Below are 15,327 nucleotides of genomic sequence, written 5' to 3' on the forward strand. Positions count from 1 at the left end.
TATTTTAGAAAAGGGCCGACACTTATGAAGGAGCGATTATCGTCATTAGTTCACAGTAGTGAAGCAATCTGTGAGAAACTAACGGAAATAACTCTCCTTAATAAGGCAGCCCTTTCATTTTTTATTTCACTACAAAGGTATTAACAACATTCATTAATTCATCAGATAACTCGGATAATACTTGAGCCTCTTCAGAAACTCGTTGTACTGTATTCAATTGAGAGGCAGAAGTTGCTGCTACTGCTCTTGTATTGTCCTTTGAATTGACTGAAAAATCTTCCATATCTTTAACAGCAGATGTTACTTCTTCCATACCAGCTGCCATTTCTTCAATCGTTGCAGAAAGCTCTTGAATTTGCCCTGTCACATGGTGAATGGAAGTTAAGATCTGGCTAAATGATTTTTCCGAATCATTGATCATGACAATACCATGATCTACTTCTTCTACAGCGTGAACCATGATATTTACAGATTCGTTTGTATCATGCTGGATATGAGAAATAAGTGTAGAAATTTCTCGTGCAGATGCCTCAGATTGTTCGGCAAGTTTACGTACCTCATCAGCAACCACTGCGAAGCCACTACCAGCTTCTCCAGCACGTGCAGCTTCGATAGCCGCATTCAATGCAAGTAAATTGGTTTGAGAAGCAATCCCTGTAATGATTCCTACAATTTCTTCAATTTTATTGGAATGTTCGCCAAGTAATTTAACAGAAGCTGCGGATTGATTAACAGCCTTACTAATAGCATTCATTTGTGCAACAGATTTATTTGTCGATTCATTCCCTCTTTCAGCTTCCTCAGATGCTAAAATTGAGGATTCTGAAATTTGATTGGATGTCATAGCAATTCGTTGAATACCAATACTCATTTCTTCAATAGTAACTGTACTTTCTTTAGCCTTTTGTACTTGAAGATCAGCGCCACTTGCAATTTCCTGCATGGAAGATGCTACATTATTATATGAATCAGAAGCTTCTTGCATATTTACAGATAAAACATTGGCTGTGTTTGAAACACGTTCAGACACATTCGTTGTACTCTTAATAACATTTTTTAGATTTTCAATCATTGAATTAAAGTTTTGTGTGAGCATTCCTACTTCGTCTGTTGAAGTAACTGGTAACGGTTCAAGTTCTAAATTACCTTCTGCGACCTTTTTCGATTGTAAGGAAAGTTGTTGAATTGGTGTTAATTTTTTTCTTAAAAGAGTGTAAACAGCAATGGATGAACCAATTAAGAAAATAACCGTTACTAATAACGTCCATAGGGCTTCAGACATCGCTTTTCCTGTTACCATTGATACATCATAGTCAATGGCATAAGCAGCCAACATATCCCCATTTTCATCCAAGATTGGTGTCAGGCCTGTTTTATAGCTACCATATTCATCGCTATAAATATCTGTTGCTGTTGCTTTTTTTGTATCAAAGACTTCTTTAATTCTTGCTAGGAAATCAGGAGATAAACCCATTGCAATCATATCTTGATTATACTCTGCTCCTAGTTCAAGTATACTAGATGATAGAACAGGTGCATTAATATTTTCACCGTTAACTGTAATTAAAAATAGATTGGTAATACTATCTGAATTATCATTGATTGCATCCATCTCTCTAGTTAGACGTAGAGCATCGGGGTTACTATTTGTAGGATTCTCTAATATGGATTTTAGTGTAGTAATATCAATGGTTTTGGCTAGGATCATGCCTTTGTCAGAAAGAGATTGATTCATGTCTGTTAAATTACTATTTCTTACTATATAATAAGAAAGACCTAAAGTAACTAATCCAAATAATAATAAAATACTCACTACTATTGCAGTTAATTTCTTACTAATAGACATTTGCTGCTTCTTGCGTGTTTTCATGCTTTTCCTCCTAATATGATATAGCAAATATTTCAAGCTAAGGACTATGATTGGATAATTTAGTAAATGTATTACACCTTGAAGATGTTGATTGATGTTATTCGTAGAAGTCCAGACGCGTGTTAAATATTTATAAATGCAAAGTAATCTATTTATCCCCTATCATTTAACTACTATACTGCCAAAAAAAATGATTCACAACCCAGAAAACTTACTATTTAAAGTCATGATTTCTATAAATAAACGATGAAATTTAGTTTTTTAGTCTATATATTTTTTAAGTTAGCTTAAATTTTTACAAAAAATTCAACTGTTCCTAGTATAAAAAAGAAGTATGCTCAGAACGAACTTATTTTCAATTGATTTAAAATTTGGCGGAAATGCCAATTTTCAATTACTTGTTAGGGCTTTTTACTTATTATGCCATGTCTTATGTGGAAAGGAATTGGATGATTTTTATTATGGGGATAAAATGAAAAAAAGGTTATTTCTTTATTGCTGAATAAAGAAATAACCTTTTCTAGTTGTTATGGTCGCGGATTACCAAAAATACCCGGTAAAATATTCGGAAGTCCTGGTATTAATGGTGGTGGGAAACCAGGATATTGTCCCCCTGGACGTGGCGGATAAGGCTGCGGTGGATAAGGTTGAGGTGGATAAGGTCGTGGCGGATAAGGCTGCGGTGGATAGGGCTGTGGTGGATAAGGTTGAGGCGGATAGGGTGGCGGATAAGGTGGTGGGTATGGCGGCGGATAGGAACTACCAGGCGGTGTTCCTGTACCTGCAGCAGTGATTTGACTAACATCCACAGTTACTATTTGACCGTTATCTAGCTGAATTTCTGCTGTTCTTCCTCCAGTTCCAAATGTTCGAATCAATGTACCTGAATAAGTACCAGTAGGGAGTGTTACCCATATTTTCATACCTGGTCGAAATTGACTGTTAAAATCATCAGGGGCTAATCTAGGATAAACCAATAAAACACACCTTTCTTCATTTTTTCTAACATATGCCTATTGCAATTTTTGTCATAGGCAATAGGCTATGGATATCTAAGTTTGAATTTGTTATAAAATATAACGAAATTCATTATAATAAGGGAAAAAGCTAAAAGGATGTTTAGCATATGGCAATTATTAAGATAAAAAAAATAAACATACAGAATTTACGAAATGTACGACAGGGTGAAATTGTACTCGCAGTAAATTTTGAAACATTTCTACAAGCGAATGTTGTTGGCCTATATGGACAAAATGGCTCTGGAAAGACAACCATTGTAGATGCATTCAGTTTATTGAAGACACTTATATCAGGATGGCTTACTGAAATGAAGCTACCCTCAAAAGAGAAGCGACTCATATTGGCAGGAGAGCAAACCGCTAGCATGAATGTGGAATTTTTAGTTGAGAATCAATTCGGTACATTTTTTGTGAATTACTATGTGGAGCTACAGGAGGATCAGCACCGACTATATACTACGCTAGAACGTCTTACCTATCGAGAAAATACGAAAGGGAAGCGATCAAAGATTTTAGTGGCAGTGACAGAGAAGGATGTACAAATCCGTCAATTAAAACTGGATGATTTGAGTGAACAAGCACGAATCCAATTACTTGTTATTCAACAGCTAGCAAGAAAACAAAATATGTCATTTCTATTCCATAAAGATATAAAGCCATTATTAAAGGAACGACTTTCTGAGTTAGAAATGCAGTTGCTACAAAATATTGCCGTCGATTTTAGTCGGGACTTACATGTTGTTAATAATCAAAATATTGCCCCACTATTTGAAGAACGAATGATGCCATTCAGTATTCATTTAGAGAAAATAAGAGGCCTTATTCCCTATGATTTAAATGGACCAGCTTTATTACCAGAGGATGCATTCTATGCTCTATGTGAAGTTATTGAACAAAGTAATCAAGTGCTCTCAGCAATTATTCCTGGTTTGACGATTAAAATTAATATCATTACAAAGCAAATGATGGACAATGGTGAGCAGGGAATTCGTTTTGAATTTTTGTCTCAGCGTGGGGAGCGGGAATTACCTCTACGAACAGAGTCAGAGGGAATTTTAAAAATCATTTCGATTCTTAGTGTATTAATTGCTGTATACAATAATCCGAATGCATGTGTAGTGATTGATGAATTAGACTCAGGTGTATTTGAATATTTGTTGGGCGAGTTGTTAACAGTGATAGATGAGGATGGAAAAGGGCAACTTATTTTTACATCCCATAATCTACGTGTGTTAGAGGTGCTAGCTATTAAAAATTTATGGTTTACGACAACGAATGAACATCACCGTTATATGCAGCTAAAAGGTATTAAAGAAGTGAATAACGCTAGAGATGTCTATTTACGTGCTATCCAACTTGGTGGACAGGACGAAGAGATATATAAGGAAACCAATACATTTAAAATAAAGCGTGCTTTTCGTAAAGCGGGTGTTCAACATGACTAAAAAAGTACTTTTAATTATTGTGGAAGGGCAGACAGAGCAAATTATTTTAGAGGATTATTTAGATGCTCATTTTGCGAATTCGACGATACGCTTTGATGTGCAACGTGAAGATATTTTAACAAAGTGGGATGCACACAAACGGATCCCCAATATTAAAAATAGTGTTGTACGTGTGATTCAAAGCTATCTTCAAAAATATAAATTTTTAGCCAATGATTTAACTGCTGTTGTTCATATTACAGATGCAGATGGATGCTTTATCGCACCAGAATGCGTCAAGGTAGATGAGACTATCGAGCAAAACTTATTTTATACAGAGGATGCTATTTTAGTGAAGTCTGATAAACGTAAACAACAAATTGAACAACGCAATGATATGAAGGCGAAGAATGCCAGAATTCTGATCGCCAACGATCACTTTAGTATTAACCGTATGAAAGTACCTTATCAATTATTTTATTTTTCTACGAATTTAGAGCATGTCTTATGGAATGAGCGCAATGAAATCCCTACAGAAAAAATGCAAAAAGCAGATGAATTTATGGACAATCTGTCAGGCACGATTGAGGAATACCTAAGCGCATACCTCCCGGTCAGTTCAGAGTTGCCTTATAGGGAAAAGATAAAGAAAAGTTGGTCATTTTTAATGGAGGACTGCCATTCATTGCAACGAGGCACGAATGTACCGCTATTATTTGAAATGATTAAAACAGATGTACAGTAAAAAACAGGCGACGAAATACGTCACCTGTTTTTATCTAGTGTGAAGTTAGCGCATTTGCTCATAGCTTCGAATATGAGTTAATATGGCAGGGTCTTTAATTTTTGTATCTTCACTTAATAATAAAAGCTTGGACATGATCTCAGCAGTACGCGGATCATCATCCACCATCGGCAAGAAAATTCGTCCACGATGCTGAGAAGGTACAGCAATAATCGGGATCATGGAACCGCCTATTTGATGCACCACACCACTTCCTAAATGTAAGGAGTAACTTGCTAGCTTACCTTCTACGAGGGCATGTTGCTTTTTCACTTCCACATTGTTTAGCTTCAATAATTTCGCCAATTCTTCTACGATAATACTGCGCATTTCAACAGTAGAATGACTTGCCTCTGGGTCTACACCCCCAATATGAGCAACACTGACAACGAGATCAATATCTCGCATAACCTCAGAGAATATCGCTGCTGGAATATCATCTAAAACGATATGTTTGCCTGATAGTCGATCATAGAAGTAAACACCTTCGATTGCAGGTGCTTCAATTTCTGCTGGCGTAAACCAATCTGCCTGTGCATACAAGGATGCCACAATATTTTCCTTATAATATACTTTACGTGGTCCTGTTTCATAGCTGATTTGCCAGCCACGTGTTTTCAACAAGGCTACTGTTTGTGAAGGATTTACTTGATGTCCTGCATAGCGCAATGATTGTTTCTGTGCTTTTTCATCAGCATTGATGAGATATAACTCACGGAACACTTGCTTAAATGGCTGTTGTATTTTGTGCTCGAACATATAGGATTGCCACTGTCTCCATTGACCGCTTTCTAGAAGATGGTAAGGATGAGCAATCTTTATAGAGGACGAAGGAGCAAGGTCCACAATGTCAGCCGATAGAAGCTGTAAGCCTTGTGGTGTAAGCATTCCAACGTAATCATCGCTGATAAATATTAGTTTTTGTAAAAGTGGAGCTAGGATCGGATGGGCCAATAAATGAATGAGCTCCTCGATCGAAAATACAGTTTCTAATTCCATTGCTTGCTCAAGAGCTGGGCGTGCTCGTTTATATTGTTCTTGTAGGTCTTTTCTGGCTTCCTGCAAGGTTACAATATCAGCATGCTTTTTTAATGCAGCAGGAACGTTCTTTAGACGTTTACCATCCTTTTCAACAATAATAGCTACAGAGGCGTCATCTTCTATTTGTAGATGTGCTGTAATTTGCTCGATCTGTTGTGCTTTAAACAAATGCTTCATATCGTTAAAGGCAGATAATTCCATACGCCATGTGAAGCGAGTGGCTTCTCCATCTCCTGCATTACGCGCTAAATTTTCTAGTGCGATACTTGCTGCTCGAGCCTCACTTGCGCGGCGTTGGGCACCAAATTGCTTACTTTCCTTCAAAAACTGTTGAATAAATTGATAGCGTGTTAGGGCGTCTTTGTCATCCGATTTTATTAAAGGGATAAGACCAAGTGCGCGTAGTTTATCTTTATTGCGTTTATCTTGAATTTCTTGCATTAACGTTTTTGGACTGAGTTTACCGATGGCTGTATCGGCATAAAGCTGTGCCCGACGATGGTTGGCTCCTTCAGAGGCATATTTTGCAGCATCATAAACAAGTTTGAATTTCTTAGCCCCAAGTGTTTGATAGGCGCTTTGGAACCAAGCTAAATCGAATGCACCATCACGGAAATCCTCAGCAGTTATGCTAGAGAAAAGGGCAATCTGATCTTTGGCAAAGTCGGATAAAGAATCTGTGGTGTGAGCGATAAAATACCAGGCTGATTCTTTTAGTCCATCCCAGCCAATCACTTCACTGACAAGGTCTATCCAATGTTGGTTATACATCATGGCTTCAATTAAACGTTCTTTAGAAATGTCTGTTTTCAGCCATGCTTCTTTTAATTGCTGGGCTGTTTCTTCTTTTTTAGGATAACAGTTAGTTAGCAATCTGGAGAATACATCCTTTTTCGTTTCTGCCTGCCAAATATATCCTCGCGCAAGTTTTTCTCCGTCAAGTGCCTGTAGAATTTGTAAGAAATAATTAATACCCTCAAAATAAGAAATGCTACTAGCTAACTTTGTAACAGCAGTAGGCGTATCACCACGTTTTAGCTCTATGGCTAAAATTCGATCAATTGCTTGTTCACGAATAGTAAAGAAATCGGTTAAATCTTCAAATGACTGTTGATAGCGTTCTCGCAATTTAGTTGGCTCGATAAATATTTCTGAAGCGAGCGTATTGGTAAAGATGGCCTCAAATAAGTGATCTTGCGTAAATAAACCAACCTTCATTGCGTCTAAATATTGGAATAAAGATAAATTGTAGACGTTTGGCTTATAGCTTTCATTTTTCATACGCTTTGTTAGCTCTTCATTGATAGCTAGCATTTTGACATATTCACCATAGGTTGTGTAATCAGACCAGCATCGATCAACAAATGTCTCAATGACATCTAAATCGATAATGGTAGAAGTGGAGCGATAGTAATAATAACCCTTCTCTCGAACATCAAGTTGCCACTGATCAGCAGGGATTTGTTTGAATAGCTGTAACATTATGCCTATTGCCTGTTCGAAGCGATTAAATTCGGGTGCATGCTTTTCGAGTAATGAAAGTGCTTCCTGATGTAGCACTGTATCACCTGAGATTTTGTCGATGTCTTGGGATAGCACTGAGAAAATCTGTTGAATTGTATCGTCATATTTCAAGGAATTAAATTGCGCAACACGTACTTTTAATTCTTTGTATTGGAAGAACGGTTTAATTAGTGTATGAGCTGCTTCGGAAAGAACATGAGCAGCAGGGTATTCTGATAGATTATGGTAAAAATTAAAATAGGCTAAGTCCTCATTACTAAATAATGCTGTCTTCATCCATTGAACAATTTCTTCGGGGATAGGATAAGCATCAAGACTAGCATGTCGTTGATTATCCGATATAGTTGCCATTACACTGTATCTTTGTCCTAATGTAGTGCTAATGGGTGTGTCATTCCATTGGTATGTTTCATATTCTAGTTCAGCATGTTTATCTAAAAGTTGAATAAGCTGCTCTAGCTTAGATAATAATTTATCAACATCATATTGAAAGAATTTTTCGAAGGGTGTAGGTGTCTGTGCATAAAGTGGAACAAGTTGTTGCCAAGGCTCTTCACCGTTCATTTGAATGGCTCCATCAGAAATACAGCCGTATTGAATAGGGGGATGTGGTGTATATAAGCCAAAGCCATTACGCTCGTTATACTCTGGGGCATCCCTTGTAATTAATTGCTCTAACAAAACTTGCTCGTTTTTAGTTACTTTTGGTAATAAGGAGCATAAAGCTGTAATTAGCTCGCTTGCTAAGCTGTATTCCTTAGAGGCTTCTAATAGTAACTCAAGCCCTCCAAGTCTCTTTAACTGCTTACTATCTTTTAATAGCCTTTCAGCACTTTGTAATAGATGGTTCTGTGGCTGAACTTTTAAGAGTGAAATAGCCTCTTTACGAAGTGCACCTGATTTATTAGCTAAAAGATCTTCAATTTTTGCTATTTCTTCTTCTGTTGGTGTTAGAGCATGTATTTTCTTTAACGCAAGAGAACGATTGATGGAACTGCGATCCCGTAAAGAATTAAATAAAAATTCACGTTGACCTTCTGTGACAGGGTCAAGACAATAAATATTCAGTAGGCCGATTCTACTTGATGGTGAGTAAGAATCTGCATGCTCAATAATTCGTTGGAATAATGCCTCGTCTTGTATATGGTGGGCTAAAATAATTTGTGTTGAAATTAAATCTTCTAATGACAAATGGACATAGACAAAGGATAGTGGTTTGCCTGTAATGATAAGCCCATCTTTCGTTATTTCATTCTTTGCCCACTCAAGCTGTTCAAATAAGAGGTATTCAATCCCTTGTAGCTGTGTGTTTTCTTGCATGAAGGTTTGAAGGATTTGCTCCCATTCATTGTCTCTTGCATACTCACTATTAATATGGTGATTAGCATAAAGAAAATTGCCCCATGCAAAGGCAAACAGCTCAATATCTTTTGTTGATAAGATTAAATCCTTCACAAATGGCGCTGTAAAGGAGATTTTCGATAAGTTTTTCAAAAAGGCAAGCGTTGTAAGTTGGATATGCTTGTCACGCTTTAAGAGTTTTGTTACAAGGTCATTTAACTTCGTATAGTCCTTTGTAGCAGTAGCCCATAATGCAACATAAACATCAATTGTACGTTCACTTTTTAACAATTGCTCAACAAAGCTGTCTTCTTCAATTGCTTGGATGGCTAATGTAAGAACTTCCTCTGTTATTTTTTGATTTTCGAAGCTATTATAGCCAAGTCCCATCCAAGTATCGACTGCTCGAATTACAGAGGAGAAGCGTGTTAGGCGATGCTCCTGAATAAGCTTCATCATGTTGAGCTGTGCATCTAGATTGCCATGGTCAATATTTTCTACTATTGCCTGTCGTAAACCTTCTTGTCGTGCAGCTGCTATTAAGAGTTTACCAAGTGCATCATGCATACGACGATTACTTGACTTGAAAATACCTCGAATGAATGGATGACCGAAAAAGCTACTTTGATGCTCATCAAATAAAATACTCTCTACTGCTTCTTCGATGGAAGGGTTTTCTAATGATAGTTCTTCAGCAAGCAACTGTTCAAAAACATTAAAACCCATAACTTTCACATTTTCATTCTTCAAGACATACGAGCTATAGTTTGGATAAGTCCCATGTTCATATTGGCGATGATTCGTTAATAACTCCTGCAAAGTAATTTCCTCAAATGTCAGCATCTCTTCTATTAACTGTAAACATTGAAAAAGATGGTCTTGCACTGGTTGAGATGAACGAAAAGATCGACGTAAAGCATCTGTTTGAAACATTGTAGCATCAAAACGTAATGCTAGTTTTTTGATCTTGAGTGCACGTTCTTGTGAAGAAAACAAGGTAAGCACTTCAAATAATGGTCCACTAAATAGCTCTCCAAGTGATGAATATTGCTGAGCAGCTATAAGCGGTTCAATGTCATAATCTCTATTGTCCATGTATTTTAACAGTGCGGCTGCTAAAGGCTGTATCGCTATAGGTGCAGAATCAGCTATAGTTTGAAAATGTGTCTTTTGTTCAGGTGAAAGTGTCATCAAAAATCCCTCCTACCAAATTCGTCCTGCAAGCATAGTAAGTTTAATAAATGTAAAAACATCATCTTCCTGTATGTTTAATGGTGTAGAAAGAGAATCTAAAGGCTCTTCATTATGAAGGACTAAGAACAGCTCGTCCTGAAAGGCTTGAAGCATTGTGGAAATAGCATGATCAACTGACTGTAAAGCATCCTTTTTCTTTTCTCCAAACTGTACTTTGCCATATTGGGCCGCGTCTACTAATTGCTGATCCGTTAAATATAGATGAAGTGGTGTATCTACCATTTTTTCATTAAATTGTTGTACTTGCTGTGTAACAAGCTGAACAAGTAAATCTTGTAACGTTATGACAGGCTTTTCAATTGAAAATGGAATTTTTTCAAGCTTACGAGATTTCTTACCGATTACTTTTTGCTGGTAAAATAAACGCAATCTAACACCTCCTTACAATAATTTCATTATACAAGAGTGAGAACAGGGAAAAGAATAAGGCATATGACGCTAGTTGCGTAAAAAAATTTGGGAAAAGTGTTATCAAAAGTAGCCTGCTACAACTGATTTGTAGGGTAGAAAGTGGGTAAAAATTTACTGAAGATTATGCGGAAAATAGAACATTTGTACGATTATTGTTATCAAGATAAGTATCATTTTGCGTTTTTTTATTCTAATAACGGTGAAGAAGCAGAATATATTACTCAGGTAACTTTTTAGACATACGTATTTAAAAGAACATTCTTTCATGAAATCTCGTAAACGAAGATTATTCTCATTAGTATTAAATAGGTGACATAATACAGCCTACTATTTATTTGCTATAAATAGTGGTGTACTTTTGTGGAGTTGTTAACAGACATCTTTTCATCTCTGATTTCATAAGCTTTATAGGTATGATTTTATCAAGCTAGAAGGAGGCAAAATCATTCAAATACACGTTGTACGGGCTGGCGAGTCTTTATGGGGTATTGCACAGGCGTATGGGGCTACGGTTCAGAGCATTATAGATGCCAATCAAATTCCAGAGCCAAATCGTTTAGTTGTGGGGCAAGCTCTTGTAATCCCGATTGTCGGAAGCTTTTATTATGTAGAGCCAGGTGATAGCTTATGGTCAATTGGTCAACGTTTCGGTATTAATTATGTAACGCTTGCACAAGTAAATGGCATTCATCCCAATCAACCATTAGCTGTTGGAGCGAGATTGTATATTCCACAACCGCCAAAAACAAGAGCACAAACATTGGCCTATTTAGAGCCGAGAGGAACATCTGTTAGTGAGGCACTCTTGAATCAAGCAAGGGAAGCGGGTCCCTATTTAACATATTTAGCTTTATTTAGTTATGAGGCTAGGCGTGATGGTACTTTACAGAGACCGCCAAGCCAAGGTGTGACGCAAATTGCAAATGATACGGGAGCTTCAATGGCGATGGTTATTTCTAATTTGGAGAATTTTAGTTTTAGTGGGGAATTAGCGAGAGATATTTTTCAAAGTACGGCTGTTCAAGATTTGTTATTTGATAATATTCTTGCGGAGGCAAAGCAACTTGGTGACGTCAAAGATATCCACTTTGATTTTGAAAATTTGCCAGCAGATCAAAGACAAGCCTATAACAATTTTTTAAGAAGAGCTGTAGAAAAATTTCATGCTCAGGGATATACAGTGTCTACAGCATTAGCTCCTAAAACAAGTGATAGTGAACGAGGACCATGGACAGCTGCACATGATTATAGAGCACATGGGGAAATCGTGGACTTTGTCTTACTCATGACTTATGAATGGGGATATTCAGCTGGCCCACCAATGGCCGTTTCACCTCTCCCAGAGGTAGAGGCAGTTGTAAAATATGCAGTGAGTGAAATACCTGCAAGCAAAATTATGTTAGGGCAAAATTTATATGGCTACGATTGGACGTTACCTTTTGTTCAAGGGGGACCGTATGCAGAAGCGCTTAGTCCACAGCGAGCCATTGAAATTGCTAAACGTTATAATGCAGCAATTCAGTATGATTGGAGAGCCCAAGCACCATTTTTTGAATACTATGATGAGCAAGGTAGGGCACATATGGTGTGGTTTGAAGATGCTAGATCTATTCAAGCTAAATTCAATCTCATTAAACAATATAACCTTCGTGGTATTGGTTATTGGAAATTAGGACTATCATTCCCTCAGAATTGGGTGTTAATTGGTGCAAATTTTGATGTGGTAAAGAAATGAGAAAATGAAGAAAAAGGACGGATTGCCCAATGTATTTTCTGCGAAGAGGAAATTATCTGTAAAATCCATTCCCAATTATGGATAAATATATTATAATTATGGTAAATAGTATTTTAGGAGGTATATTTTGGGTAAATTTAAAAAGTTAGGTATTATTTTAACAACTACTGCATTTTCTGTTGGGATTCTAGCACCCGTTTCACAAGCTTCTGCAAATGTGAAAGAACCTTCAGAGCGTATTGCAATACAGTTGGCTGCCTCAGAGACAAAAGTGACAAAAGGTATGCTAATTAACAAATTACGTGCACTATTCCCTGAAGAGTTCAAATTTGTAGCTGATAATGAGTTTAATTCTGGAGGCGGTCATTTCTTTAGAGATGATACAACGGTCCGTTATGATTTAAACTTCAATAAAACAGTAAATGGTAAAGATGTATATGGTGGTTTTACATTTAAAGGTGAAGATTTAGAGTTAGAACATTTCTATTATCAGCCAGCTAATATCGCTGAAGCACTATATCCCGCAAAATATTCAGAGACTGAAGCAAAAAAAATTGCTGATGACTTCCTAAGAAAATTTGCGAAAATAGAGAACTATAAACTCCGTGAAGATGGCTTCGGTTATTACAATGACATTAATCGTCCATTATCACAACCAATTACCTACTCATTTGTTTATTCACCAACTTATAATGGAGTGCTTATTGGCGATCAAAGTATTACTATTGATGTTCTTGCTAATGGTCAAATAACAGGAATGTATCGTAATACAGAATCTTTAAGTAAAGCAACCTTTGATAGCTCAAGCCAGAAAAAAAGTGAGGAAGAAATTGTAGCACAAGTACGTGATAACTTAGCAGTTGAACTTCGTTATTACGTTGATTATTTTAGCGATCAACGTAATGTGAAGCTTGTTTATATGCCAGCAACAGGATTTAATGGTGTACATGCTTTAACGGGTCAATGGCAAACAACGAATGGCTTCTCTACACAAGTTCCAAAGACGAAAAGCGCTGAGAAAATATCCTCACAGCAATTACCACCAAGAAAAAGTGGTATGACTGTAGCAGAGGTTGAGGAATTTGCTAAAAATTTATTAAAAGTTGATGAAGACAAGGCAAAGCTCACTATTGATATGGTTGACGAAAGAGAAAATGACAATGGTGAAACGGTTTATACAGTAAATTACATGTATATGTACAATAATGGCGGATCTGGTACCTCTTTAGAAATTAATAAGGCAACAGGCGATATCGTGCAGTATCACGATATTATGAGAGATTTTATCAACACTGACAAAACAAATACCATCTCTAAGGATGCGGCATTAGCAAAGGCGATTGAATACTTAAAGCAATGGGCTCCATCCTATTTACATGAGTATTCGATGCCAATTGATAATCCTGTACATGATGATTATAGTAAAGATTATTACTTCTCCTTCCCACGCATCGTAAACGGAATTGCAGTTGTTGGAGATGAAATAAACGTAGGTATTGGCTCTGATGGATCATTACGTTCATTGAATGTTAATAAACAAAAGGTTACTAACTGGCCTTCTATTAGCCAAGTAATCTCAGTTGATAAAGCAAAAGAAGCATATAGTAAGGCACTTACATTACAGCTTCAATATGCAAAACAAGATACTGAAGGTAAACAACATTATGATCTAGTCTATGCTCCAACTTACAACGGTAGCTTAGTTAATCAGATTGATGCAATTACCGGTGAATGGTTGTATCAGGTAGATGGCTCAAAAGAAAAGCAATCTATTTCACATCCAACAGCAGCCAATGAATTAAATTATCTTTTAAATCAAAATGTATTAGAGGTAAAAGATATAGCAAACTTTAATGCTGATGCTGCTGTAACAAAGGGAGAAGCATTAAAGATTCTACTAAAATCTTTAACATATGGCTATTTTGGTGGCGGCGATGGTGAAAAGCAATCCTTCAGCAATATCGATAAAAACCATCCTTTATATGGAGTGGTTGAACAAGCTGTAAGAATGGGGATTTTACAGCCAGCAAACCAATTCCCATTGGATGAAGCATTGACTCGTCAAGAGCTAGCTGTATGGGCTGTTAAAGTAATGCAATTGGAGAATGTGGCAAAGTATAAGGATATTTACAAATTAAACTTTGCGGATGCAGCTTCTATTGATCCAGCATATACTGGCTATATAGCAATAGCAAATGGGATGGGTCTGATTGATACACAGCAAAATAATTTTAATGCTACCAAGAGTGTGTCATATGCCGATATGGCTGTTTCAACAATCCGTTTAGCAAAAGCTATTCAAGAAAATAAAGTGGATCGTAACTTCTATTATTAAGACGCATTCCACGAAAAGGGTATCTCCTCATATGTAGGAGATGCCCTTTTTAGGTTAGTTTGAAGAGGAATTGGGAAATGATATGTAAAGAAAGGAGTGAATAAATTGAAATTGAAATTTATCTTAGTAATTTCTTTAATGACTGTTATCCTTTACGGCTGTAATAAGGATGAGGTAAAGGATATGCCTGCAAACGCACCAGCAGATCAAAATGGTACTCAGCAGACTGGTGATACGCCAACTGACCAAGTGACATTTAATTTTTTAGAGTTTTCATTAGATGTTGATTACTCTGAAACGGAGTCTTATGAGGTAGAATATGAGGATAAAAAAACAGGAATAGAAGCAAAATTAGAGGATGATCGAAAAAATGAAAAGCTTCAGGGTGATGAGGCTTATACTAAATTAGAGCCATTATTTAAGCAGTTGAATTTTGATTCTACAACACCTAATGACGAAGTGATTGATCAAGTAATCAAAGTATTCAATATTGAAGATAACTATCAATCCATTGAAGTAGATGTCGAATTTGTAGACGGCAATGAAAAGGAATTTAAACGAATTAAATAATGGAAATAAGCCAGCTAGC

General features: G+C 36.7%; 9 protein-coding genes. 5 read left to right on the plus strand and 4 right to left on the minus strand.

Annotation, left to right across the window (positions count from 1 at the left end):
• Positions 1-121 precede the first annotated feature (121 nt).
• Together V1L66_RS02990 and V1L66_RS02995 are read right to left on the minus strand one after the other, a co-directional pair.
• Complete coding sequence (locus V1L66_RS02990; RefSeq protein WP_016994786.1) at positions 122-1,870, minus strand: methyl-accepting chemotaxis protein; 1,749 nt, start codon at positions 1,868-1,870, stop codon at positions 122-124.
• A gap of 527 nt (positions 1,871-2,397) precedes the next feature.
• Entirely contained in the window at positions 2,398-2,847 is a 450-nt protein-coding gene (locus V1L66_RS02995; RefSeq protein WP_333005890.1) for a hypothetical protein, read from the minus strand.
• 149 nt (positions 2,848-2,996) lie between these two features.
• Here V1L66_RS02995 and V1L66_RS03000 point away from each other — a divergent pair, with 149 nt between their 5' ends.
• Complete coding sequence (locus V1L66_RS03000) at positions 2,997-4,334, plus strand: AAA family ATPase (protein ID WP_333005891.1); 1,338 nt, start codon at positions 2,997-2,999, stop codon at positions 4,332-4,334.
• On the plus strand, positions 4,327-5,058 hold the full coding sequence (locus V1L66_RS03005; protein WP_016994783.1) for a hypothetical protein: 732 nt from the start codon (positions 4,327-4,329) through the stop codon (positions 5,056-5,058). Before V1L66_RS03000 ends, V1L66_RS03005 begins: the two co-directional genes overlap by 8 nt.
• Positions 5,059-5,103: 45 nt before the next feature.
• On the opposite strand, the gene V1L66_RS03010 is transcribed toward V1L66_RS03005, so the two are convergent.
• Positions 5,104-10,194 carry a DUF4132 domain-containing protein gene (locus V1L66_RS03010; RefSeq protein WP_333005892.1) on the minus strand — a complete coding sequence of 1,697 codons (5,091 nt, stop codon included), beginning with the start codon at positions 10,192-10,194 and terminating at the stop codon, positions 5,104-5,106.
• A gap of 12 nt (positions 10,195-10,206) precedes the next feature.
• Positions 10,207-10,626, minus strand: a complete 420-nt coding sequence (locus V1L66_RS03015) for a hypothetical protein (protein WP_016994781.1) — start codon at positions 10,624-10,626, stop codon at positions 10,207-10,209.
• A 604-nt stretch (positions 10,627-11,230) separates the two neighbouring features.
• Between V1L66_RS03015 and V1L66_RS03020 the strand changes: the two genes are divergently transcribed.
• The 3 genes from V1L66_RS03020 to V1L66_RS03030 all read left to right on the plus strand — a co-directional run bounded on the left by V1L66_RS03020 (position 11,231) and on the right by V1L66_RS03030 (position 15,308).
• On the plus strand, positions 11,231-12,403 hold the full coding sequence (locus tag V1L66_RS03020; protein WP_409072211.1) for a glycosyl hydrolase family 18 protein: 1,173 nt from the start codon (positions 11,231-11,233) through the stop codon (positions 12,401-12,403).
• A gap of 127 nt (positions 12,404-12,530) precedes the next feature.
• Complete coding sequence (locus tag V1L66_RS03025; protein ID WP_333005893.1) at positions 12,531-14,738, plus strand: YcdB/YcdC domain-containing protein; 2,208 nt, start codon at positions 12,531-12,533, stop codon at positions 14,736-14,738.
• A gap of 96 nt (positions 14,739-14,834) precedes the next feature.
• Positions 14,835-15,308, plus strand: coding sequence for a YusW family protein (locus tag V1L66_RS03030; protein WP_244905091.1), 474 nt, complete (start codon positions 14,835-14,837; stop codon positions 15,306-15,308).
• The last annotated feature ends 19 nt before the right edge of the window (positions 15,309-15,327 follow it).

Origin of the sequence: Lysinibacillus sp. IITD104 (assembly GCF_036698265.2) — a bacterium.
GTDB lineage: Bacteria > Bacillota > Bacilli > Bacillales_A > Planococcaceae > Lysinibacillus > Lysinibacillus boronitolerans.

Excerpts from the sequence above, each read along its gene's own strand:
- V1L66_RS03005 (WP_016994783.1), top strand. The coding sequence starts at position 4,327 with ATGACTAAAAAAGTACTTTTAATTATTGTGGAAGGGCAGACAGAGCAA.
- V1L66_RS03010 (WP_333005892.1), bottom strand. The coding sequence starts at position 10,194 with ATGACACTTTCACCTGAACAAAAGACACATTTTCAAACTATAGCTGAT.
- V1L66_RS03000 (WP_333005891.1), top strand. The coding sequence starts at position 2,997 with ATGGCAATTATTAAGATAAAAAAAATAAACATACAGAATTTACGAAAT.
- V1L66_RS02990 (WP_016994786.1), bottom strand. The coding sequence starts at position 1,870 with ATGAAAACACGCAAGAAGCAGCAAATGTCTATTAGTAAGAAATTAACT.